The sequence below is a fragment of the Bradyrhizobium sp. HKCCYLS1011 genome, from assembly GCF_051167795.1.
GTDB lineage: Bacteria > Pseudomonadota > Alphaproteobacteria > Rhizobiales > Xanthobacteraceae > Bradyrhizobium.
Map to the genome: position 1 here is coordinate 90661 of NZ_JBNPTT010000016.1, position 22318 is coordinate 112978.

Here is a 22318-nt window from a genome sequence, read left to right on the forward strand (position 1 = left end):
TCGACTTACTCCGCGGCCGCCGCGCGAGCGTATCGTGACGCTGTGAGCCGGTCTGCTTCAGTCAGGTAAGTCAGACGGCCGTTAGAGATCGCGGCGACGATGCGCGGCCGCATCGGCAATCGATCGTCGACCAGGATGATGTCCGCGCGGCGACCATCGGCAATCGTGCCGCGGTCGGACAGGCCCGCCGCGCGTGCTGGTCCGCCCGAGACAAGGTCCCATGCGCGAGCCAATGGCAGCACGCCGTCGGCGGCGAGGCGAAAGGCGGCAAGCAGCGGCGCCGGATAGTAATAGTCGGAGGCCAGCACCGAGCAGAGGCCTTTTGCGATCATGTCGCTCGCCTTGGTCCAGCCCGTGTGGCTGCCACCGCGCACGACATTCGGGGCGCCATAGACGATCGCATCGCCGCCCGCTGCTGCTGCCCGCGCCGTCTCCTCATTGACCGGGAACTCAGCAATGGTCACGCCCTGCGCGCGGTAGGCCTTGCGCATAGCCGGCGTATCGTCGTCATGCGAGAGCATCCGCACGCCGGCGTCGCGAGCGATGGTGGCCAGGCGCGCAATCGACGCAGGCACCTCATCGGCGCGCGAGACGATTTCGGCCACCAACCGATCGAAGGCCTCGCCGGATAGCCCGGTCCGGTCGACCATGCGCTGGCGCTTCTGCGGCTTATCGAGGGAGGCGAGCGTCGAATCCATGTGATCGTTGAAGGCGAAGACGTCTATCCGCCCCGCTGCCAGCCACTGTCCGATCTCCGCCTCGGCATCGAGATTGTAGGTTTCGTGACGCAGATGGAAACGCGTGTCGGCGGCAAGCTGCGGCCGCAAGGCTTCGATCGCTTCGAGCAGGCGGCGTGCATTGTCGCCGCTGCGGAGGCCGGGCTCCCACGACCAGGTCGTCGCGTGAAATACTGTGGTGATGCCGTTCGTGATCGCCTGGCGGTCGCTGTCGATCAGCGCCACGTCGACCGGGAAGCCGACGCCGGGACGCGGCTCCATCTGGCGCTCGAACGCGTCGCCATGCAGATCGACGATGCCGGGAAGAACGAGAAGCTCGCGCGCGTCGAGTTCGAGATCAGACCCGCGGCGGATTGTGCCGATTCCGGCGACCTTACCTTGGGCAATTAAGAGAGATGTTTCGACGAATTCGTCGCCGAGCAGTGCCCGGCCACCTGAGACAATGAAATCAGTCATGAGAGGCACTTTGCCGCACCCGGTCTCTGACGTCGAGTGCTGACTCATATTTGCTCAGAAAATCACCGATCGCCAACTGCCGGAAGTCCGGCAATGCCGCGCGCAGCGCCTCGTGATCCCAATCCCACCACGCCAGCCGGACAAGCCGTTCGGCGATCTCTTCCGGAAAGCGACGTTTGATTGGGCGGGCGGGATTGCCGGCGACGATCGTATAGGCCGGCACGTCCTTGGTGACGACGGCTCCGGCCGCAACCACCGCGCCAGTCCCGATGCTGCGGCCGGGCAGCACGATCGCGCCATGGCCGATCCAGACATCGTGACCGATCTTCACGTGATGTTGCTTGCGCCAGGCAAAGAACTCGGCGTCGTCGCTTTCGCCAGGAAAATAGGCGCTGGCGCGATAGGTGAAGTGGGCTTGCGTCGCCCGATGCATCGGATGGTTGCCGGGATTGATCCGCGTCATCGCCGCGATCGAGCAGAATTTGCCGATGCTCGTATAGGTGATCTGGGCGTCGTTCACCACGTAGGAGTAGTCGCCCATCGTGACGTCGAGTAGCATCGTGCGTGCGCCGACTTCGCAATAAGCGCCAAGCGTCGAGCCCTGAACGCTGGCGCTGGAATCGATGGTAGGGGCTATCCCAAGCATTTTGCCGGCCATCTCGATCTCTATTACCTCTTTACCTGCTGCGGATCCCGTCTTCTATCACGGTAATGACGGTGAGGTGACAAGTCCGTGACGTGTGCTCGCGGCGTGTGGATCGTCCTGCGACGCAGTGGGACTGTCACATAACTGTAGAATCCCGGCGCTAGCGGAGTCCGGAAGCGAACCGGTCCGGAGAACCCAATGCTGGTGGTAGATGGTCTGACGTGCCGTTTCGGCGCGAAAGCCGCAGTTGACAACGCATCCTTCTCCATCATGCCGGGCAGCTTCGTCGGCGTCATCGGGCGCTCCGGCGCCGGTAAATCAACTCTCTTGCGGTCGATCAATCGGCTGAGCCCCGTCAGTGGCGGTCGGATCCTGTTCAAGGATGTCGATGTCACCGCGCTGCGTGGTCGTGAGTTGCGGCAATGGCGCGCCCGCTCGGCGATGATCTTTCAGCAATTCAACCTGGTCGGCCGACTCGATGTTCTGACCAATGTTCTGATGGGACGGCTGGCGCATATCCCATCCTGGCGCTCGCTGGCGCAGCTCTGGCCTGGGCAGGACGTTGCGGTCGCCCTCTCGGCGCTCGAGCAGTTCGATATGGCCGCGCTGGCGGCTCAGCGCGCTGACCAGCTCTCCGGCGGTCAGCAGCAGCGCGTTGCCATCGCGCGCGCCCTGGTGCAGGAGCCTGAGCTCATTCTCGCCGACGAGCCGATCGCCTCGCTCGATCCGCGCAATACCAAGATCGTGATGGATGCGCTTCTACGCATCAACAAGCATTTCGGCATCACGGTGATCTGCAACCTGCATTCGCTCGATCTGGCGCGCGGCTATTGCGACCGCCTGATCGGCATGGCCACCGGCCGCGTCGTCTTCGACGATGTGCCTGTGGCGCTGACGCCTCAGATCGCTCGCGAGCTTTACGACCTTGAAGCCGACGAAGTGATGGATGCGACGCTTCCTTCGCCAGCCGAAACCGTTCCGGCCCTCGGCCAAGCGGCCGTGGCCTGATTGTCCGTGTTTCCAAAGTGGCCGTTCATGACGAGCGGCCGTTTTAGGAAAAATCGAGTCCCACCTGATCCCAGAGGATACATCATGATCAACCGTCGAGTCGTTCTGGCCGGCATGGCGTCCATCGCATTCACTGCGTCCGCTTCCGCGGAAGATTGGCGTGCGAAATATCCCGAAATCACGTTCGCGGCGATCCCCTCCGAGAACGGTTCCGGCGTCGTCGAGCGCTATACGCCGTTCGTCAACTATCTCTCCAAGGAGCTCGGTATCAAGGTGACGCTCCGAGTCGCCAACGACTACGCTGCGGTGATCGAAGGCCAGCGCGCCGGCAACATCCATATCGGCTATTATGGCCCAGCGTCGTTTGCTCGCGCCCGTCTCACCGGTGTCAAGACCGATGCCTTCGTGATCGACGTTAATTCCGACGGTTCGAAGGGCTATTACTCGGTATTCTACGTTCTTGCGAACAGCCCCTATCACAAGGTCGAGGACCTCAAGGGCAAGAACCTCGGCCTCGTCGATCCGAACTCGACGTCCGGCAATAACATGCCGCGGTTCAAGCTGAACCAGCTCGGCCTTGACCCCGAGACCTATTTCTCCAAGGTGGTCTTCACCGGCAGCCATGAGAACGCGGTGCTGGCTCTCGCCCAGGGTACGGTCGAGGTTGCCGCCAATTGGTGGAACAGCGAAGACGATTCCAACCTGACCCGTATGCTCACCAAGAACATGGTGAAGACGGCGGACGGCAAGCCGATGACGAAGGATGACTTCCGCATCATCGTCAAGTCCGACATGATCATCAACTCGCCTTACGCTTATCTGTCCGACCTGCCGGATGACATGAAGGCTGCGATCAAGCAGGCGTTCCTGGATGCCGCGCAGAAGGATCCGGAAGCCTACAAGAAGCTGTCCGACGGCAAGAACCGTCCTTGGGAGCCGATCACGAACGAGGACTACAACAAGACGATCGAGCTGATCAAATTCGTCGACAGCCTGCGCAAGAAGGCGTCCTGACGGGTCATAGGCGTTCCAGGGCCGGGTCGATCGGACCCGGCCTTTTTCCTTTGCTGCCGCGCGGGCCCGCAATGACATCCGCTGTCTCCATTCTTCCCAGCCAGCAACTGGACGCGCTCAACGCGGAGTATCGCGGCGCTATCGCGCGCAAGCGGCTCCGGTTCTACGTCGCAACCATCCTCTTCATTGCGCTGCTTGTGCTGGCCGGCATCGGCGCCGAAGTGAACTTCCGGACCTTCTTTACCTATTTCGGCAATTTCGTCAGCTATTTCGATCGTATCCTGAAGCTCGATGACGGCAGCCGGGTCTGGACCAATATTCCAGAGTGGTTCTGGGGCTTGAAAAAGTGGCTCAAGCTGCTCGGCGAGACGCTCCTGATCAGCTATGTCGGCACCTTGACCGGGATGGTGTTTGCGTTCTGCCTCAACTTTCTGGCTGCTGAAAACACCTCACCAGCTCCCTGGCTGCGCTTTTTGGTCCGACGTCTTTTGGAGTTCGCCCGAACCGTTCCGGGTATCGTGTTCGCGCTGATCTTCGTCATCGCGTTCGGCCTCGGGCCAATGGCCGGCGTGCTCGCGATCGCAGTTCATTCGACTGGCGCGCTTGGCAAGCTGTTCTCGGAAGTGGTTGAGAATGCCGACATGAAGCCGGTCGAAGGCATCCGTTCGACCGGGGCGAGCTGGTTGTCCTCGATGCGGTTTGCGGTCTTGCCGCAGGTCATCGCCGGCTTCGTCAGCTACACGCTGTTGCGCTTCGAGATCAACGTCCGCGAGGCCTCGGTGATGGGTTTCGTCGGCGCCGGCGGCATCGGGCAGGAGCTCGTGGTTGCAATCCGCAAGTTCTATTATTCCGATGTCAGTGCGATCCTGGTGATGATCGTGGTCACGGTTTTCCTGATCGATATCAGCACCGGTTGGCTGCGCGCGAGGCTGTTCGGCGCGGAGGCGCGCACATGAGCCAGCTGGAACGGCCGGATCCACAGCAGCTGCGCGGCCGCTATCCTCACGTCTTTGACCGGCCCATGGCCGCGCGCCTCGCAACGCCGCTGATGCTGGTGCTCGCGCTTGCGATCTTCGGGTTCGGTCTGGTCGATCTGGAATTTTCCCCGAGCCGGATGCTCTCGGGACTTAGCCAGCTCGGCTGGATCGCACGGATGATGCTGCCGCCGGATCCCGGTTCATCGCTGCCGCTTTATCTCAAGGCGCTGGGCGAGACGCTCTCGATCGCCCTGTTGGGGACGACGCTCGCGGCACTCGCAGCGCTGCCCATCAGCCTGCTTGCCGCACGCAACGTCGTGCCGTCCGCGATCTTCCGTTTTCCGGTGCGGCGGATATTCGACACCATCCGCGGCGTCGACCAGCTGATCTGGGCACTGGTCTGGATCAATGTGGTCGGGCTCGGCCCGTTTGCCGGCGTGCTGGCCATCGCGATCTCCGACTTCGGCGCGCTCGGCAAGCTGTTCTCGGAGGCGATCGAAGCCGCGGACCGGAAGCAGGTGGAAGGCATTTGCGCCGCCGGCGGCAGCAGGTTGCACGAAGTCCGCTTCGGCCTGATTCCGCAGGTTCTGCCCGTGATCGCGGGGCAGGTGCTCTATTTCATCGAGTCCAACACCCGTTCGGCGACAATCATTGGCATCGTCGGCGCTGGCGGCATCGGCCTGCAGCTTGCGGAGCAGATCCGCGTGCTCGAATGGCAGACCGTGTCGTTCCTCATCCTGATGATCCTGGTGGCGGTTGCGGCGACCGACTGGATCTCCGGCAAGCTGCGCTTTGCCATCATCGGCCGCCGCGCCGTCGCGTAGCCTATGAACCTGCGATCTCGAACGTGACGCGCTCGGCGGCGAAGCGCGAGCGCTTGGTGACCAGCGGCTTGCCGTCGGCATCGACGTCGGTGCTGTCGACGACCAGCACGGGCCGCCCAAGTGCCAGGTCGAGCCGCGCAGCGTCCGTGGCCTCAGCGATGGCGGCGGTGATCCTGGTCGCGCCGCGACGATAATCGCGGATGCCGTAATGCGCGAGCAGCGCAGTCATCGAGCGGGTCGAGGCAAAGATGCGGCCCGCATCCGGAAACCGCTCCGCCGACAGCCAGGATGTGCTGACGCAAATCGGGATCTTGTCGGCGAAACGCAGCCCCTCGATTCGCACCAGAGGTGCGCCGGTCTTCAGTCCGAGCTCCCGCGCAAGTTCCCGTGATGCCGGCTCCTGCGATTCCGCAATCAGCTGGCCGCGCGGCTCGCGGCCCTCAGCGCCGACGATCTCGGAAAACCGCGTCCGCGAGCTGAGCGGGTAGGCCAGGCGCGGCGTTTCGACATAAGTGCCGCTGCCGCGCGCGGCGCGCACCAGCCCGCGTTCGGCGAGCGCTGCCAGCGCCCGCCGCACGGTATGGCGGTTCACGCGATAGATCTCGGCAATTTCGGTTTCGCCCGGCAGCCGTGCGCCGGCCGCAAAGCGGCCCTCGGCGATGTCGCGTTCGATTCCATCGGCGACCTGACGCCACAGGGCCACTCCAGAAACTGCATCCTGCATGCTCATCGCCGCGTCTCGTCGGAGGTGGTGAAAATCACGCCCATGTCATCAGACCGTCATTGCGCGGGCTTATCAAGTTGTCTAGTATCATAGACAACTTGAGGCCGGCAAGATCGGAAAATGGCGATGAAGGCAGAGGCGATAAAGGACAGGCGCAAGGCCGCGATGAGTGTCCTGGCGCATGCGCCGGCGGTCGATATCGCCGCACGATTGCAGCCGATGGCGCTGCCGGCGCACGAGGAGCTGCGCGCGCCCGAGAACGGGCTGGTGATGGTCCGCGGCCGGATCGGCGGCGATGGGGCGCCGTTCAATCTCGGCGAGGCGACGGTGTCGCGGGCGGCGGTGCGCTTGGCCAGCGGCGAGGTCGGCTTCGGTTATGTGCTGGGGCGCGACAGCGAGAAGGCGCGGCTGATCGCGCTGTGTGACGCGCTGATCCAGGCCGACAGTCATGGCGATGCGGTCGAGATGCAGGTCGTGTTGCCGTTGCGCCAGCGCATGCTGTCGTCGCGTGAGCAGAAGGCGCGCGAAGCGGCGGCAACGAAGGTGGAATTCTACACCATGGTGCGCGGGGAGGGCTGAATGGAGGCGATGATCTCAGATCTCCCGGCGGGTTTTCCCGATACGGTGCTCTCGGCGCAATCGACCTTCCGCGCCGTCATGGAGGCCATGGCGCGGCCCGGCACCATTCAGCGTGTCGCCGCCAGTGTCGGTGTGCCGTCCGGCCTGACGCGCGCCGCGGCAGCGCTGGCGCTGACCTTGTTCGATCACGATACCCCGATCTGGCTGGATCCAGCTTTGGCGGCTGGATCCGAGGTTGCGACATGGCTCAAATTCCACACCGGCGCGCCGGTCGTGGCCGGGACGGCGAAGGCGAGCTTTGCGCTGATCCGAGACGGCGCTTTGTTGCCTGATCTGGAATCATTTGCGCTCGGCAGCGGCGAATATCCCGATCGTTCGACGACGCTGATTCTGCAGGTTGCGCGCCTGGGCGAAGGACGCTCATATGAGTTGCGCGGCCCCGGCATCGACGGCACGGCAACGCTGCGTGCTGCGATTGCGCCGGACGATCTGTTTGATCGGCTTGCGATCAACGAAGAGCTGTTTCCGCGCGGCATCGATGTCGTGCTGGTTCATGACGACGGTATGGTTGCGATCCCGCGCACGACGCGGCTCGTCGTGGCGGGAGGCTGATCATGTATGTCGCAGTCAAGGGTGGCGAGCGCGCGATCGAAAATGCGCACCGGCTGCTTGCGCATGAGCGGCGCGGCGATCGCGACGTTCCGGAGATCTCGCTGGCGCAGATTGCCGAGCAGTTGGGGCTGGCGGTCGATCGCGTGATGGGTGAAGGCTCGCTGTATGATCGTGAGCTCGCGGCGCTGGCGATCAAGCAGGCGCGTGGCGACCTGATCGAGGCGATCTTCCTGGTGCGCGCTTTCCGTGCCACGCTGCCGCGGTTCGGTGTGACCGAGCCGGTCGATACCGGTCAGATGCGGGTGCAGCGTCGTGTTTCCTCGACATTCAAGGATATTCCCGGTGGCCAGGTGCTCGGGCCGACGTTCGACTATACGCATCGGTTGCTCGATCCGCAGCTTGCTCATGGCATCGAGCCCGCGCCGCCGGCCGTCGGCGAAGCATCGGACGCGTCGACGCCGCGGGTGACCGATATCCTCGGGCGCGACGGGCTGATCGAGCCGTCGCCGCAGGCGCAAGCCGATGCTGATGTCGGCGATCTCACGCGCGAGCCGCTCGGCTTTCCTGCCGAACGCGATCTGCGGCTGCAGAATCTGGCGCGCGGCGATGAGGGCTTCCTGTTGGCGCTCGGCTATTCGACCCAGCGGGGCTACGGCCGCAATCATCCCTTCGCCGGCGAGATCCGCTTCGGCGAGGTTGAAGTCGAGTTCCTGGCGGAGGAGGTCGGCTTCGCGGTGCCGCTCGGCTCGATCGAACTGACCGAATGTCAGATGGTGAACCAGTTCAAGGGCTCGGCCACCGAAGCGCCGTGCTTCACCCGTGGCTATGGCCTCGCCTTCGGGCAGAGCGAGCGCAAGACGATGTCGATGGCGCTGGTCGATCGCGCTCTGCGCGCACGCGAACTCGGCGAGGACGTCATCGCGCCTGCGCAGGACGAGGAATTCGTGATGTCGCATTCCGATAACGTCCAGGCGACCGGCTTCGTCGAGCACTTGAAGCTGCCGCACTATGTCGATTTCCAGTCGGAGCTTGGGCTGTTGCGCAAGCTGCGCAAGGAGTTCGAGGAGGCGAATGCGGCGCCCTCGTTGCAGGAGGCAGCGGAATGAACGCCCCAACCTATAATTTCGCCTATCTCGACGAGCAGACCAAGCGGATGATCCGCCGCGCGATCCTGAAGGCGATCGCGATTCCCGGCTATCAGGTTCCGTTCGCGAGTCGCGAGATGCCGATGCCTTATGGCTGGGGCACCGGCGGCGTCCAGGTGACCGCCGCGATTCTCGGGCCTGCCGATGTGCTGAAAGTGATCGACCAGGGCTCGGACGACACCACCAATGCGATCTCGATCCGCAAGTTCTTTGCCAAGACCGCCGGCGTCACCACGACGACCTTGACCGAGGCTGCAACCGTGATCCAGACCCGGCATCGCATTCCGGAGGCACCGCTGCGGGCCGGACAGGTGCTGGTGTATCAGGTGCCGATCCCGGAGCCGCTGCGCTATTTGGAGCCGCGCGAGACCGAGACGCGGCGCATGCATGCGCTGGCCGAATATGGCCTGATGCATGTGAAGCTCTATGAGGACATCGCGCGCTTCGGTCACATCGCGACGGCCTACGCCTATCCGGTCAAGGTCAATGCGCGCTACGTGATGGATCCGTCGCCGACGCCGAAATTCGACAATCCCAAGATGGACAATTGTCCGGCGCTGCAGCTGTTCGGTGCGGGGCGCGAGAAGCGGATCTACGCGATTCCGCCTTATACGTCGGTGGTGTCGCTCGACTTCGAGGACCATCCGTTCACGCGCTACAAGTTCGACGCGCCTTGTGCACTCTGCGGTGCGGCGGATTCTTATCTCGACGAGATTGTCACCGACGACAAGGGCAGCCGAATGTTCGTCTGCTCTGATACGGATTACTGCGAAGGCCGCCAGGCGGCCGGGCATCGTGGCAGCCAGGCCGCCGCTCCGCACGAGGAGGCCGCCCATGGTTGAGGCGTCCGGCATGTCAGATCAGCCGCTGCTCGTTGCGGAGGGGCTTGCAAAAACCTATGGGCGGCTCGTCGCCTGTCGAGATATTTCTTTCACGCTGTATCCAGGCGAGGTGCTCGCAATCGTCGGCGAGTCCGGCTCGGGCAAGTCGACCCTGCTGCAGATGCTGTCGGCGCAGCTTGCGCCGAGTGCCGGCCGCGTGTCCTACCGCATGCGCGATGGCGTGCTGCGCGACCTTGCGGCGCTGGGCGAGGCCGAGCGCCGCTTCCTGTTCCGGACCGATTGGGGCTATGTCCACCAGGACCCAGCGCAAGGCCTGCGCATGGCCGTCTCGGCAGGTGCCAATGTCGGCGAGCGGTTGATGGCGGTCGGCTGGAACAATTATGGCCGGATACGCCAGACGGCGTCTTCGTGGCTCGACCGGGTCGAGATCGATGTCGCCCGCATCGACGATGCTCCGCGGACCTATTCCGGCGGCATGCGCCAGCGACTGCAGATCGCGCGCAATCTGGTCACCGAGCCGCGGCTTGTCTTCATGGACGAGCCGACCGGTGGGCTCGACGTCTCGGTGCAGGCGCGTCTGCTCGATCTGATGCGCAGTCTGGTCAATGAGCTGGGACTTGCGGCCGTTGTCGTCACGCACGACCTCGCGGTCGCGCGGCTGCTGTCACACCGCGTGATCGTGATGAAGGAAGGCCGCGTGATCGAGACCGGCCTGACCGACCAGGTGCTCGACGATCCACGCGAGCCCTACACCCAGTTACTTGTGTCTTCGATCCTGCCGCCATGAGGTCGACGCTGATGTCCGTGATGATTGCCATCGAGAGCGCGGAAAAGACCTTCACCATGCACCTGCAGGGCGGCATCCGGCTGCCCGTGGTGCGCGGCGTGTCATTCCAGGTCCATGCCGGCGAGTGCATGGTGCTGTCCGGTCCCTCCGGCGCCGGCAAGTCGTCGATCCTGAAGATGATCTTCGGCAACTACCGCTGCGATGGCGGTCGTATCGGGGTTCGGCACCAGGGTGTCGTCCTGGACCTCGCGCGGGCCGAGCCGCGTGCGATCTTGAATGTCCGCCGCCATACGATCGGCTATGTCAGCCAGTTCCTGCGTGCGGTGCCGCGTGTGCCGGCGCTCAACGTCGTCGCCGAGCCCTTGATCGCGACCGGCGCGCCGCGAGAGATCGCGCGCGAACAAGCCGCAAAGCTGCTGCGTCGTCTCAACATCCCCGAACCTCTCTGGAGCCTGCCGCCATCGACTTTCTCCGGCGGCGAACAGCAACGCATCAACATCGCGCGCGGCTTCATTTCCGACCTGCCGATCCTCCTCCTGGACGAGCCGACCGCATCGCTCGATGCCGCCAATCGGTCAGTCGTTGTGGAGCTGATCGAGGCCAAGAAGAAGGCGGGCGTCGCGATGATCGCGATTGTCCATGATGATGACATTCGCCGGCAGATCGCTGATAGCACCGTGGACGTCACGGCATTTGCGGCAGCAGCATGAACAGGACAGACATAGCATGGCCTTAAGCAATTCCGAGAACGTGATCGGCAATGCCAGGGTTGTCCTGGCCGACCGCGTCATCGAGCAAGGCTGGGTGGCAGTCGTCAACGGCCAGATTGCCGCGATCGGTGAGGGCGTGAGCCCTGCGGGAAGCGAAGACGCCGCGGGAGACCTGATCATGCCCGGGCTCATTGAACTGCACACCGATCATCTGGAAGCACATTTCGTCCCGCGACCGAAGGTGTTCTGGGACCCGATCGCCGCGGTGATCTCTTATGATGGGCAGCTCGCGACGGCCGGCATCACCACGGTTCTGGATTCTCTGCGGGTCTGGAGTGAGGAAGGCACCAGCGACGTCGAAGGCCGGGCCGCCATGCTGGCCGACGCGATCGGATCAGCTCGCGATGGCGGCCTGTTGCGGGCGGACCATTTTCTGCATTTGCGCTGCGAGATCCCGATGCCGACCGTGGTCCGTGAAGCCTCGGAGCTCGCCGGCCGTCCGGACGTGCGGTTGATGTCACTGATGGACCACACGCCGGGGCAACGGCAGTTCCGCGACCAAGGCAAGCTGCGCGACTACTATCGCGGCAAAGGCGGCGGCAGGACCGATGCCGAGCTCGACATTCTGTTCGAGCGCCGGTTCGCCTATCAGAAAGCCTATGCGTCCGACAATCTGCGCGAGATCATCGCGCTGGCGCGGAAGCACAATGTTCCGCTCGCCAGTCACGATGATACGACGGAGGAGAACGTCGCCGATGCGATCAAGGATCGCATTTCGGTGGCGGAGTTCCCTACGACGATCGAAGCTGCGCGCGGGCTGCATCAGGCTGGCATCTGCATCCTCATGGGCGCGCCGAATGTCGTGCGTGGCGGCTCGCATTCCGGCAACATTGCCGCGCTCGATCTCGCCCGCGATGGCCTGCTTGATATCCTCTCGTCCGACTACGTGCCCTCGAGCCTGTTGTTGGGCGCGCTGCAACTGCCGCAGCGCGTGCCTTCGATCGACCTCGCTGCCGCTGTTCGCACGGTGACCAAAGCGCCGGCGGAAGCCGTCGGTCTTGCGGATCGCGGCGAGATCGCACCCGGCAAACGCGCGGACTTGATCCGGGTGCATATTGCCGGCGCCGTTCCGGTTGTTCGCAGCGTGTGGCGCGAAGGAATTCGTGTCGCATGAGCGAGACGTCAGCCCCCTCGACCGACATTCCGCTCAAGCTTGGGCCCGGCCGGATCGTGCTGGTGGTCGGACCGAGTGGGGCTGGCAAGGATACGCTGATCAATCTGGCGCGTGCCGAATGTGCCGGCGATGACCGCGTCGTTTTCCCGCGACGCGTCGTCACGCGGCAGGCGTCGACGTCTGAAGACAACGACGAATTGGATGAGACGGCGTTCCGGCTGGCTTTGGCGCGGGATCAGTTCGCTGTCCATTGGGAAGCGCATGGACACTTGTATGGTCTACGGCGTGACATTGACGGCGATATCCGCGCCGGCCGAACCGTCGTCGTCAACGTCTCGCGCCGCGTGGTCGCGGCATTTCGCCGCGCCTACGCGCATGTGGTGGTCGTCGCTGTCACAGCACCATCGGACGTCCTCGCCGAACGGCTGGCGCAGCGGCATCGTCCGAGCGATGGTGATCTTGACGCGCGACTTCATCGGGCCGTCTTGGAAGATCCGTTCGTCGCAGATCTCACGATCTGCAATGTCGGCGATGCGAAGCTGCACGCCACCACGCTGCTAGCGATGATTACACCAGGGTTTGGCGGAGCAGGGCCAGCTTGAGCGGAAGGGATGCAATGTCCACCATCACCACGATCGAGCAGCTCGAAGCCATCTACGGCAAGACAGGCCTGACATCGACTGTGAAAGTCGCCGATCGGGTAACGCCGCACTACCGTGTCATGATCGAGAAATCGCCTTTCGTGGCGCTCGCGACCTCTGGACCCGAGGGACTGGACTGCTCGCCGCGCGGCGATCTGCCCGGTTTCGTCCGTATTCACGATGACAAGACGTTGATGATGCCGGATCGCCGCGGCAACAACCGCATCGATTCGCTGCGCAACATCGTACGTGATCCGCGCATCGCGCTGCTGTTCCTGATTCCAGGATCCGGCAACACCTTGCGTGTGAATGGACAGGCACAGTTGTCAGCTGATCCCGAGCTGCTTGCCTCGTTCAAGATCGACGGCAAGACCCCGCGCAGTGTTCTCGTCATGACCGTCGACGAGGTCTACTTTCAATGTGCACGCGCCATTGTGCGTTCCGATTTGTGGAACCCTGATAACCGCGTCGACCCTAAGGACCTGCCGACGCCAGGTCAGATCCTGGCCGATATGAGCGCAAAGCAGGTCGATGCGGAGCAGTATGATCGCGAGTGGCCGGAGCGCGCCCAACAAACCTTGTGGTGACGGCGTTGGTTCCGTGTGAATTCCAAGATCGGAAACTATATCAGGCGGCTACGTCCAGAAGCCGCGACGAGCCTCTGATCAGGACCTTTCGGCCCGCCTGCGTCAGCGCAGGCGTGCCCTCGATCATCGCCACAAGTCCTGCAGCTACGAGCTGATCAACCATCAGGCCGCTGAGCCTGCGGCGTTCGCGCACAGGAAGCCGGAGCGCCTTGAGCGTCTCCCACTGATCCTGCGTTAAGTCGTGATCGGTTTCCGCGTTCATGCTGCCTCGAATGCGTGCTGCGTTGCGGGCCTCTTACCTACGCCGCATGACGAAGATGCGACCATCATGCATCGGTATTTGCGCAGGCTTCTTCAATATGCGTTGATGCCGCAGAGCTTAATTCAAATTCTCATGATCGGTCGCACCGCAATGCGGGATGTGTGGCAAACAGGTCGATACGCGAACGCCGATGGTTAATATCTTGAATGGAAGGACTCGCATGTCTGAGAGAGACTACAACGGTAACTTAGCTGTCACATCCCCGTGTCAAACGGCGCCATGAATCGACCCGAATCGGCTGGCGCGTCCGCGCCGCAAGGCTCCCATGGATTCGCCACCCTGACCGAGGAAAAGCCGCAGGCAACATTGAGCCGCAGGACGTGGCTCCGAGGTCTCGGCGGCCTTGCGGTCAGCATGATGATTGCCGGCGCGGCGATTTACGCGCTGACGCGTGCGATCAAGAAGCTGGATATAGCTCACGCGTTGGCGATCGCGGAAGACACGGATACGCGGTTAATCGCGCTGGCGCTGCTGCTGATCATCATGTCCTACGCCAGCCTGACGCTCTACGACTTGCTTGCGCTTCGGACCATCGGCCGACGCGATGTTCCGTTTCGCATGGTGGCCCTTGCGAGCTTCACGAGCTATCCCATCGCCCATGGCATCGGGGCCGTCGCTTTGATCGCCCCGGTGATTCGCTATCGAGTCTACTCCCGCTACAAATTGGGCGCGATCGACATCGCGAATGTCAGCTTCCTGACCGGTCTCACTTTCTGGCTCGGCAATCTGACTGCCCTTGGGCTAAGCCTCATGATCGATCCCGATGCCTTTGGTTGGGTCGAGTATTGGCCGCCTACGCTCAATCGGCTGGTGGCGACCGCGCTGCTGGCCGGGGTGCTCGGTTTCGTGGTCTGGAGCTGGCCTGGACGGCGCAGCAAGCGCTGGCCGGTGCGGCTTCCGTCGGGTCCGTTGGTGCTCGTCCAGATCCTGATCGGCTTGTTTGATCTGAGCGCCGCAGCGCTTGCGATGTACGTGCTGATTCCAGCAGAACTCGACGTTGAGCTCTCGCGCCTGATGGCCGTGTTCATTGCGGCCACTCTGCTGGGCTTTGCCAGCCATGCGCCGGCTGGAATAGGGATGTTCGATGCAACGATCCTGCTCGGTCTGGGAAGTGACGACAAGGATCCTGTCCTCGCCGCACTCCTTATCTTCCGGATTCTTTACCATCTGTTGCCGTTTGTGATCGCGCTTGCGCTGTTCGGCAGCGTCGAAGCATGGCGAACGCTGCGCCGTAATCATTCAGCCGCTCCAGGATCGGGCGACTAAGCGCTTGATCTTCGAGGCAAGTGCAACAGACTTGTAACAAGTCACGCGGGTCTCCCTGTCGCATAATTGCATTGCGTCGGCGCTATCCTTGTCGAATCGGTGAGCCGAGGCACGGATGACGACGCAACTGATTGCTGGAGCCACGCGCGGCAGCGGGCTTGAGAACGGGATGACGCTCTGGGATAGGGCGGTCGCGTTTTCGGTGCGACGGTTGATCCACACCCAGAGCTGGGACGATCCGGAAGCGGATCTCGCAGCCCTGCAATTGCCGCTCGGTTCCACAATCGTGACGGTCTCGTCTGGTGGTTGCAACGCTCTCTCTTACCTGACCGCACAGCCGGCGCAGATTTTTGCCGTCGATCGCAGCGAGTCCCAGTTGGCGTTGCTCAAACTGCGGCTCGCGGGTGTCCGTGCGTTTGACAGCTACGACGAGTTCTGGGAATTTTTCGGCGAGGCGGCGTCGCCAGCAAATGCCGAACGTTACCTTCAGAAGCTGCGTCCTCTGCTCGATGCGCCGACACGAAGTTATTGGGATGGACACAACGTCCTCGGGCGCCGCCGCTACACCTATTTCACCGATGGGCTCTACCGGCATGGACTGCTCGGTCGGGCGATCGGCTTTTCCCACCAGATCGCGCGTGTTCTTGGGATCGACCTTGACGTCTTGTTGATGGAGGCGGTTGATTCTCCGGCCCGGCTGGAAGCGATGGCGCGTCTTGGTCGTCTGTTTCATTCGACGCCGTTGCGGCTCGTGGCACGCGCCCAGGCGCTCTTGTTCAGCCTCGGAATTTCACCGCAACAGCGGGCTGTCTTGCAGGCCGAAGCTCCTCTCGATGTGGTTCTCTACCGGCGACTGCTACGTCTGATCGACGGTCATCCCGGCGACAGCAACTACTTTGCCTGGCAGGCTCTGCGTTGCGCCTATTCCGGTCCTGATGATCGCTGCTTGCCGCCCTATTTGCAGCGCCGTCATTTCCCTCGAATGCGCAACGGCGTTGGCGTGATCATTCCCGTCCAAGCCAATCTCGCCCAATTCCTGGACAGCCTGCCGGCGCGCGAAGTCGACGCCGTCGCATTATTGGACGTGCAGGACTCGATGAGCGTCGACGATATCCGCAAGCTGTGGACCGCGATTGATCGCGCCGGGAGCGAACGCATCCGCGTCGTATGTCGTACGACGGGCAGCGCCTCCCCGCTGGAGGCCGTCACGCTTTCTGGACTCCGCGGCCGCTGGCAGCGCGACGAAGAGCGCAGCGCCATCGGCGCCGAACTGGACCGCTCCGGGATCTATGGCGGTTTTCATTGCTACGTCAGGCGCGCGTGACCGCGCTCATCTCGCTGAAACGTCCTGTTGCGCTGCAATAGATGTTGCGGACAGAAAACGCGGCCTGAGCACGATGCCGTGACGCCAATTCCCACTGGACTTGCTAGAGTGCGATGCCTGCTTGGGTTTGTATCTCGGGAGTGAGCATGATCAGACTCGTGGAAATCCGCAGTCAGGAATATTTGTGCCGGGAACGTGCCGCGGTGGATGTGCAACGGCGGGCGTTTTGGCTGGCGCAGGCGGAGGAGTGGGAGAGGCGAGCTCTGGACGAGATCGCGCACCACTTTCGCGAGTGCCATCTGAATTGGAGTGAGGTTCGCCAAGTGACGCATTAAGCGAAGCACGAGGCCTTGAACAGCGGCGACGTGAACGTGGCTGTGCTCCGTTTCCGGCCTTCGCGTATATCATCACGCACTTGGCGGCGAACTTCGGAAGCGAAGCGCTAGTGGCGCAGAGCGGGCCTGTGCACGCTGTGTCTGACCTCGGCGCCACAATCTGCGCATTCGAAGACCAGGTCGATCCTGGCCGAGTTCCAATGCGGCTCGACTTCCCGAACATGCATCGGCAAGAACCCCAGACAACCGGGGCACACGACCGGAGCCAATCCCTGCTCTTCGCTTGGTCTCGTATAGGCTGGCATTTTCGCTCTCCTTCGCAAAGCGCACCCAACCTAGTCCCATTCTACTGCGCCTGCTCTGGAGTCCTCATCAACTGTGCCGAACGGACAGAGAACGGCGGCTGATTGTGCGCCGCTGTGACCTTCATGTAACATCTCGGCCGCAGGCCGGTTCCAATCAGCGCGCGGAGTGCTCGAACTCCAGCGGGGTCTTGATGCGGGGGAAATCATGAAGGTGTTCATCGTGCTCGCGCATCCCGAGCACCAGAGCTTCAATGGCGCGATGTATCGGGCGGCGGTCGAAGCGCTGAGCGCTGCAGGCCATGAGGTCAAGACGTCGGACCTCTATGCGATGCAGTTTGATCCCGTGTCGAGCCGGCATAATTTCATCACGGTCAAGGATCCCGACTACTTCAAGCAACAGATTGAGGAGCTGCACGCGTCCGAGAGCTACGGTTTTGCGGAGGATATCGAGCGTGAAATCCAGAAGATTGAATGGTGCGATCTGATGGTCTGGCAGTTTCCGCTGTGGTGGTTTGGCTTGCCGGGAATCCTCAAGGGCTGGGTCGACCGCGTGTTTGCGATGGGCCGCACCTATGGCGGCGGCAGGATCTATGCGGACGGCGTGTTCAAAGGCAAACGTGCCATGCTGTCACTGACAACCGGCGGCCCGAGCACCGCCTATGAGAAGGGCGGCTTCAATGGCGATATCACAGCGATCCTGCGGCCCATTCACCGCGGAATTCTCCAGTTCACCGGCTTTGACGTGCTTGCGCCGCAAATTGCTTACGGGCCCGTCCGGCTGGAGCAGAGCGAGCGGGTGACCCTGTTGGCATCTTACACCGACCGTCTCAAGACAATCGCGTCGGAGCAGCCGCTCGACGTTGGCATCTACTGATGACGCGACGTTTCGCGGGCTCAGCGCTTGTCCATCATAGTGAAGACAAAGCCGGTCAGGGTTGCGCCGACGGCAAAGACAAGTGTGAAGATGCCGACGAAGACTGCAAACGTCAGATGTGGTTCCAAGTCATGTGCGATCAGGCGGGCGATACCGAACTTGTCGACGAACGCCAGGACGAAGGCGGCACAGAGCCCAAGCGCCGTTCCCATGATGGCGTGACCCGCAAGTTCATGCCAGATCGTCAGCTCGAGCGACGCAGCGCGTCTTTTCGGAGGCATCAGTTGAGCTCCCGACTAATAGGGCCTGAACGCTCGGGCCGCTGCTCGGTTCCTAGACATCGCGTCGATTCCAGGCGCGCTGCAAAGATCTCATCGTCACGAAAGGGAGTAACGCAATGACCTACGCCATCCGTTTTCATCAACCCGGCGGACCCGAGGTGCTCAAATGGGAGAAGGTCGATGTCGGCAAGCCGGGCCGGGGTGAGGCACGCATTCGCCACACGGCGGTCGGGCTCAACTTCGTCGACATCTACAACCGCTCCGGGCTTTATCCGGCGCAATTGCCGAGCGGCCTGGGCAGTGAGGCCGCCGGCGTGGTCGAGGAGGTGGGGGAGGGCGTCACCGACCTCAAGGCCGGCGACCGTGTAGCCTATGGTTCGTCCCCGCTCGGGGCTTACGCGGAAGCACGCCTGATCCCAGCCGCTTCCCTGGTCAAGCTGCCAGATGGGATTGATGACCAGACGGCCGCGGCCATGATGCTCAAGGGCCTCACGGTGCAGTACCTGATCCGGCAGACCTATCGTGTGACGGCTGGCGACACCATTCTCCTGCATGCCGCAGCCGGCGGAGTCGGCTTGATCCTCGGCCAATGGGCCAAGCATCTCGGCGCGACCGTCATCGGCACCGTCTCGAGCGACGAGAAGGCCAAGCTGGCGCAGGCGCATGGCTGCGACCACACCATCGTCTACACGCGCGAGGACTTCGTGAAGCGCGTCAACGAGATCACGGCGGGCAGGAAAGTCCCGGTGGTCTACGATTCCGTTGGCAAGGACACCTTTCTCAAGTCGCTGGATTGCCTTGCGCCGCTCGGCTTTGCGGTTCTGTTCGGACAATCCTCGGGCGCGGTCGAGCCGCTCAATCTTGGCCTGCTCGCGCAGAAGGGCTCACTCTTCGTGACGCGGCCGACGCTCTTCACCTATGCCGCCAAGCGTGAAAGTCTGGTCGCAATGGCGAAGGAGCTGTTCGACGTCGTCCAGTCCGGCGCGGTGAAGGTGGAAGTTCACCAGACCTATCCGCTCAAGGACGCCGCCAAAGCGCATGCCGACCTGGCCGGTCGCAAGACAACGGGATCGACCGTGCTTCTGGTCTGACTGTGAGGCGAGCAAGCGGCGGCGCCGGTTCGTCCGGCGCCGCCGGCTGAGTCAGCACGCCAGGCGATCAGGCCCGCTCATGCTTGCGGAGATCGTGAATATGGTCAAACCGCACGGCCTGCAGATCCGGGCCGTCGTCTTCGATCTCGGGTAGGGCCGCCTCTGCCAGGATGTCGGTCGTCAGGTCTTCGACGGATCGATCGGCGATCTCGTGGATGAAGCTGATATTGGCGTATTCACCGGATGCGACGCGCGCAACAACGTCGCGCCGCGTCATCTCGGGATCGACCACGGCCTCGCGTCCGCGCCGTCCGTAGTCGATCATCACAACAAAATATTGCATGCAGGGCAATTCGCTTTCGGCCATCGCAACAGGCGAGCCTGTCCATAATTTCTGAAAATCGGAATTTTGTCAAGCGAAAGTTCCGACATCCGAAATCGCGCGAAGGGCCGCCGCCAGTGGACGTGGCGAAGCGTCACAATCGCCTGGCTCGGAGAACTGCTCTTATCTGGCGGCTCCCTTGGCTCCGGCCGATTTCCCCTGGCGGCCGCGGGATGCTTTCGATCGCATCCGCGAAATCTGCCCGCGCGGAAGAGTGACACAAATCTCGCCGATCCATTCAAGCTTCACGCCGATGATCGGCTTGGCGTTAAAACTGATGAGGTTCACTAGGGAAGGCGACTTTCCCCGCTCGATCGTTTTCAGATAGCGTTCACCGGTTTTCAGCCGCACTACCGCCTCTTCGCCGTAGAAGCTCGACAGCGGATGACGCTGTTCGCGATAGACGACGATGACGTCCCCGTTCTCATATTTCGGCAGCATCGAATCGCCCGTCACCTCGAAGGCGATCGTCTCTTCGGAGATTGGAAATGGCACGGCGACCTCGCCCAACCCTTCTGCCGGGACCTGCTCATATTCCGGCTCGATCACAGCGCCCGCGCCGACCCGCCCCATGATCGGCACCGCATTCAGTTCCAGATAATCGATGATCAGGCCGATCTCGGCCGCCTTGATCAGCCGTTGCCCCGAGAGGATCTCGGACACGGCGCCCGGGCGTACGCCCATCGCGCGGGCAAGCCCGCCCTTTGTCTTCCCCGGCTTTTCCAGCCCACGCTCGATCATGGTGACGTCCAGCATTGTCTTGTCCTCGCTTGCGAATCCCGCCGGAACATAGCATTTCCGATTATCAGAATTCAAGCTTGACTTTTGTTTCGGAATATCGGAAATTCAAGCAACGCTTGGCTGTGGTGCGTCAAGCAACTTTTGAGCGAGAAGAAGAGGCGAGGAATGCAATCGAGCGACTGGCCGCCGCGACACTCCGAAACGCTGCGGGAGCTTCACGCCATGGGACTATCTTATGGAGATATCGCGAAGGAAATCAATTTTAAGTTTAAGATGGCCTACACGCGAAACGCGGTATTGGGCCGGGCAAAACGGATGGGGCTGGTCAGGCCCGAACGTCCCAAGGACAGAGGACCCAAATTCAAGACCCGCAACGAGCAGCGGCGTGTCGGTTGCCACACGGAATCGGTGATCCAGGCGCGGCCAAAAGCCGAGCGGACCGAGCCGGTGCAGCTGCGTTGTGTCGGCATCAGCCCGCGCTTGATTTCTTTCGACAATCTTGAACCCGGGGATTGCCGCTATCCCTATGGGGGCGACAGGGACGATGAGCCGATCACGTTCTGCGGCCATCCGCGTCAGCCGGGATCGCCGTACTGCACGCCGCACTTCCATCTTACGCGCAATCCGGAAGGCTCGGTGGAACGGCCGCCGGCGGCGGTGGTGCTGCGGCTGGTTGCAGCTGCGTAGTGGGCCAGCGACCGCCGTTCTGTCCGCATTGATCCAATCACATCGTTCATCGGAGGTTCGCGATGGCACGCGCCAGACGCCACAAATCCCACCGCATTTCGAAGGTCCATGATCGACGCCCCAATGACCTGCCGTTCAACGCCGAGGTTGCCACCATCGAGGTCGACGATCCCCTGGCGCTGGAGCCGGGCGAGAAGATCGTCGCGCTTCGCTCGATTCGGAACGATCCATTGGGACGGCTTCACTCGCACCGGCAGATCGACGATGCGCAATATCGGGCCGGCCGCGCCTTTCAAAACGATTGGGAGCGGGCCGAGCGCGGTCCGCAAGCGATCGACCCATCACGCGAATATGTCGACGGTGCGCAGGGACGCGAGCCGGTCACAGAAGGGCAGCGTCAAGCCGTCTTGCGATTGAATCGGGTCGAGCGCGAGCTCGGCGCAGACGGTGCGGCCATCGTCCATGACATATTGGTGCAGGGGTTGACCATGGAGCAGGTCGGACTGAAACGCGATCTGTGCAGCCAGCGTTGGAATGACTATTTCGCGCGTCGCTTCCGCGAATGCCTTGACCGCTTGGCTCTGGTCTACGGCTTTGCGACTGAACGCGTTCCCAAGAAGCCGCTCTCGGCCGACGCGGTCCGCCGGCCGACCATCCCCGGACGCTGATCAGGGATGCGATAGGATCACGTAAGAGGTCGAATAGGGCTCGACGCGCAGCGACGCGTTGGCCAAAAGGCCGATCTTGGCCGTGGGCGCCATCTGCAGCTCGCCGTTCTGGCCGCGATGGACATTGTACTGCCACACCGTCAGGTCGCCCTTTTGTGCCAGCGCATGCGCGATCGCGCTGGCGTCGCCTCCGCCAAGCGTTTTCAATTCGTCCGCCGAGAGCCCGATCACGATCTCATCCTTCACCGTAACGACCTTGAACAGAGCTGTCTTGCTCTCCTCGGCGTTCGCCGGAGCTATGGCGATGGCCAAGATGGTCAGGAGGCTGCAGATCAGAGTGGCGCGGGACAACATGGCGGATCCTTACGTTCAGTGATGCGGGACGTCGGTGCGGCAGAGGGGGTTTGCGTCGACCCGCATTGGTCGCAGCAGCATGCTGGGCGGTTCGCGATCTCGGACCCAGTGGATCGGGCCGGTGCTATCGAACCCTGCGGCAAGCAGCCGCAGGAAACGGGTATCGTCGACAATTTCCCGGCTGAAATGCCAGGACACGGTGCAGAGGTTGGCCGTGCGACATCG

Annotated in this window: 28 protein-coding genes; 20 read left to right on the plus strand and 8 right to left on the minus strand. The window is 62.6% G+C overall.

Annotated features, from left to right (window positions below; translation table 11 throughout):
• Positions 1-5: 5 nt before the first annotated feature.
• The gene (locus ACQR1W_RS37825) at positions 6-1193 is read right to left on the minus strand and encodes an alpha-D-ribose 1-methylphosphonate 5-triphosphate diphosphatase (protein WP_434855527.1); all 1188 of its coding nucleotides are present in this window, start codon (positions 1191-1193) and stop codon (positions 6-8) included.
• Positions 1186-1851 carry a DapH/DapD/GlmU-related protein gene (locus tag ACQR1W_RS37830; RefSeq protein WP_434855528.1) on the minus strand — a complete coding sequence of 222 codons (666 nt, stop codon included), beginning with the start codon at positions 1849-1851 and terminating at the stop codon, positions 1186-1188. Before ACQR1W_RS37830 ends, ACQR1W_RS37825 begins: the two co-directional genes overlap by 8 nt.
• Before the next feature lie 186 nt (positions 1852-2037).
• Here ACQR1W_RS37830 and phnC point away from each other — a divergent pair, with 186 nt between their 5' ends.
• From phnC to phnE (ACQR1W_RS37850), 4 genes are all read left to right on the plus strand, one after another.
• Positions 2038-2847 (plus strand): phosphonate ABC transporter ATP-binding protein, encoded by an 810-nt coding sequence (phnC, locus tag ACQR1W_RS37835; protein WP_434855529.1) that lies wholly within the window; start codon positions 2038-2040, stop codon positions 2845-2847.
• Between the two features lie 84 nt (positions 2848-2931).
• Complete coding sequence (gene phnD / locus ACQR1W_RS37840) at positions 2932-3861, plus strand: phosphonate ABC transporter substrate-binding protein (protein WP_434855530.1); 930 nt, start codon at positions 2932-2934, stop codon at positions 3859-3861.
• Positions 3862-3932: 71 nt separating this feature from the next.
• Complete coding sequence (gene phnE, locus ACQR1W_RS37845) at positions 3933-4817, plus strand: phosphonate ABC transporter, permease protein PhnE (RefSeq protein ID WP_434855531.1); 885 nt, start codon at positions 3933-3935, stop codon at positions 4815-4817.
• Positions 4814-5662: a phosphonate ABC transporter, permease protein PhnE gene (gene phnE / locus ACQR1W_RS37850; RefSeq protein WP_434855532.1), complete on the plus strand. Its 849-nt coding sequence runs from the start codon at positions 4814-4816 to the stop codon at positions 5660-5662. The genes phnE (ACQR1W_RS37845) and phnE (ACQR1W_RS37850) overlap by 4 nt, the downstream gene beginning before the upstream one ends.
• A 1-nt stretch (position 5663) precedes the next feature.
• Here phnE (ACQR1W_RS37850) and phnF read toward each other — a convergent pair whose 3' ends face one another.
• Positions 5664-6392: a phosphonate metabolism transcriptional regulator PhnF gene (phnF, locus tag ACQR1W_RS37855; RefSeq protein ID WP_434855533.1), complete on the minus strand. Its 729-nt coding sequence runs from the start codon at positions 6390-6392 to the stop codon at positions 5664-5666.
• A gap of 120 nt (positions 6393-6512) precedes the next feature.
• On the opposite strand from phnF, the gene phnG reads away from it, so the two are divergent.
• Genes phnG through ACQR1W_RS37900 form a run of 9 tightly spaced genes read left to right on the plus strand, consistent with a single transcriptional unit; the run spans position 6513 to position 13463 of the window.
• The gene (gene phnG / locus ACQR1W_RS37860) at positions 6513-6965 is read left to right on the plus strand and encodes a phosphonate C-P lyase system protein PhnG (RefSeq protein ID WP_434855590.1); all 453 of its coding nucleotides are present in this window, start codon (positions 6513-6515) and stop codon (positions 6963-6965) included.
• Positions 6966-7577, plus strand: a complete 612-nt coding sequence (gene phnH / locus ACQR1W_RS37865) for a phosphonate C-P lyase system protein PhnH (RefSeq protein ID WP_434855534.1) — start codon at positions 6966-6968, stop codon at positions 7575-7577.
• A gap of 2 nt (positions 7578-7579) precedes the next feature.
• The gene (locus ACQR1W_RS37870; protein ID WP_434855535.1) at positions 7580-8683 is read left to right on the plus strand and encodes a carbon-phosphorus lyase complex subunit PhnI; all 1104 of its coding nucleotides are present in this window, start codon (positions 7580-7582) and stop codon (positions 8681-8683) included.
• Positions 8680-9564, plus strand: coding sequence for an alpha-D-ribose 1-methylphosphonate 5-phosphate C-P-lyase PhnJ (locus tag ACQR1W_RS37875; protein ID WP_434855536.1), 885 nt, complete (start codon positions 8680-8682; stop codon positions 9562-9564). The genes ACQR1W_RS37870 and ACQR1W_RS37875 overlap by 4 nt, the downstream gene beginning before the upstream one ends.
• A complete protein-coding gene (phnK, locus tag ACQR1W_RS37880; protein WP_434855537.1) occupies positions 9557-10351 on the plus strand; it encodes a phosphonate C-P lyase system protein PhnK in 795 nt (264 codons plus the stop codon). Before ACQR1W_RS37875 ends, phnK begins: the two co-directional genes overlap by 8 nt.
• Before the next feature lie 11 nt (positions 10352-10362).
• On the plus strand, positions 10363-11061 hold the full coding sequence (gene phnL / locus ACQR1W_RS37885; protein ID WP_434855538.1) for a phosphonate C-P lyase system protein PhnL: 699 nt from the start codon (positions 10363-10365) through the stop codon (positions 11059-11061).
• Positions 11062-11077: 16 nt separating this feature from the next.
• Entirely contained in the window at positions 11078-12235 is a 1158-nt protein-coding gene (locus ACQR1W_RS37890; protein WP_434855539.1) for an alpha-D-ribose 1-methylphosphonate 5-triphosphate diphosphatase, read from the plus strand.
• Positions 12232-12837, plus strand: coding sequence for a phosphonate metabolism protein/1,5-bisphosphokinase (PRPP-forming) PhnN (gene phnN, locus ACQR1W_RS37895; RefSeq protein ID WP_434855540.1), 606 nt, complete (start codon positions 12232-12234; stop codon positions 12835-12837). The genes ACQR1W_RS37890 and phnN overlap by 4 nt, the downstream gene beginning before the upstream one ends.
• Before the next feature lie 14 nt (positions 12838-12851).
• Positions 12852-13463, plus strand: coding sequence for a pyridoxamine 5'-phosphate oxidase family protein (locus ACQR1W_RS37900; RefSeq protein ID WP_434855541.1), 612 nt, complete (start codon positions 12852-12854; stop codon positions 13461-13463).
• 40 nt (positions 13464-13503) lie between these two features.
• Here ACQR1W_RS37900 and ACQR1W_RS37905 read toward each other — a convergent pair whose 3' ends face one another.
• A complete protein-coding gene (locus tag ACQR1W_RS37905; protein WP_008973861.1) occupies positions 13504-13725 on the minus strand; it encodes a hypothetical protein in 222 nt (73 codons plus the stop codon).
• A gap of 417 nt (positions 13726-14142) precedes the next feature.
• Between ACQR1W_RS37905 and ACQR1W_RS37910 the strand changes: the two genes are divergently transcribed.
• From ACQR1W_RS37910 to ACQR1W_RS37925, 4 genes are all read left to right on the plus strand, one after another.
• Complete coding sequence (locus ACQR1W_RS37910; protein ID WP_434855591.1) at positions 14143-15051, plus strand: lysylphosphatidylglycerol synthase transmembrane domain-containing protein; 909 nt, start codon at positions 14143-14145, stop codon at positions 15049-15051.
• A gap of 115 nt (positions 15052-15166) precedes the next feature.
• Entirely contained in the window at positions 15167-16375 is a 1209-nt protein-coding gene (locus ACQR1W_RS37915; protein WP_434855542.1) for a DUF3419 family protein, read from the plus strand.
• A 146-nt stretch (positions 16376-16521) separates the two neighbouring features.
• Positions 16522-16710 carry a hypothetical protein gene (locus ACQR1W_RS37920; RefSeq protein WP_434855543.1) on the plus strand — a complete coding sequence of 63 codons (189 nt, stop codon included), beginning with the start codon at positions 16522-16524 and terminating at the stop codon, positions 16708-16710.
• A 510-nt stretch (positions 16711-17220) separates the two neighbouring features.
• On the plus strand, positions 17221-17889 hold the full coding sequence (locus ACQR1W_RS37925; RefSeq protein WP_434855544.1) for an NAD(P)H-dependent oxidoreductase: 669 nt from the start codon (positions 17221-17223) through the stop codon (positions 17887-17889).
• A gap of 20 nt (positions 17890-17909) precedes the next feature.
• On the opposite strand, the gene ACQR1W_RS37930 is transcribed toward ACQR1W_RS37925, so the two are convergent.
• Positions 17910-18170, minus strand: a complete 261-nt coding sequence (locus tag ACQR1W_RS37930; protein WP_434855545.1) for a hypothetical protein — start codon at positions 18168-18170, stop codon at positions 17910-17912.
• A 116-nt stretch (positions 18171-18286) separates the two neighbouring features.
• Here ACQR1W_RS37930 and ACQR1W_RS37935 point away from each other — a divergent pair, with 116 nt between their 5' ends.
• A complete protein-coding gene (locus tag ACQR1W_RS37935; protein ID WP_434855546.1) occupies positions 18287-19261 on the plus strand; it encodes a quinone oxidoreductase family protein in 975 nt (324 codons plus the stop codon).
• 67 nt (positions 19262-19328) lie between these two features.
• Here ACQR1W_RS37935 and ACQR1W_RS37940 read toward each other — a convergent pair whose 3' ends face one another.
• Together ACQR1W_RS37940 and ACQR1W_RS37945 are read right to left on the minus strand one after the other, a co-directional pair.
• A complete protein-coding gene (locus ACQR1W_RS37940) occupies positions 19329-19604 on the minus strand; it encodes a hypothetical protein (RefSeq protein WP_434855547.1) in 276 nt (91 codons plus the stop codon).
• A 162-nt stretch (positions 19605-19766) separates the two neighbouring features.
• A complete protein-coding gene (locus ACQR1W_RS37945; protein ID WP_008973852.1) occupies positions 19767-20399 on the minus strand; it encodes a LexA family transcriptional regulator in 633 nt (210 codons plus the stop codon).
• Between the two features lie 150 nt (positions 20400-20549).
• Here ACQR1W_RS37945 and ACQR1W_RS37950 point away from each other — a divergent pair, with 150 nt between their 5' ends.
• Entirely contained in the window at positions 20550-21071 is a 522-nt protein-coding gene (locus ACQR1W_RS37950) for a GcrA family cell cycle regulator (protein WP_434855592.1), read from the plus strand.
• Between the two features lie 62 nt (positions 21072-21133).
• Positions 21134-21739, plus strand: a complete 606-nt coding sequence (locus ACQR1W_RS37955; RefSeq protein WP_434855548.1) for a hypothetical protein — start codon at positions 21134-21136, stop codon at positions 21737-21739.
• Here ACQR1W_RS37955 and ACQR1W_RS37960 read toward each other — a convergent pair whose 3' ends face one another.
• Positions 21740-22093 carry a hypothetical protein gene (locus ACQR1W_RS37960; RefSeq protein WP_434855549.1) on the minus strand — a complete coding sequence of 118 codons (354 nt, stop codon included), beginning with the start codon at positions 22091-22093 and terminating at the stop codon, positions 21740-21742.
• Positions 22094-22318: the final 225 nt, after the last annotated feature.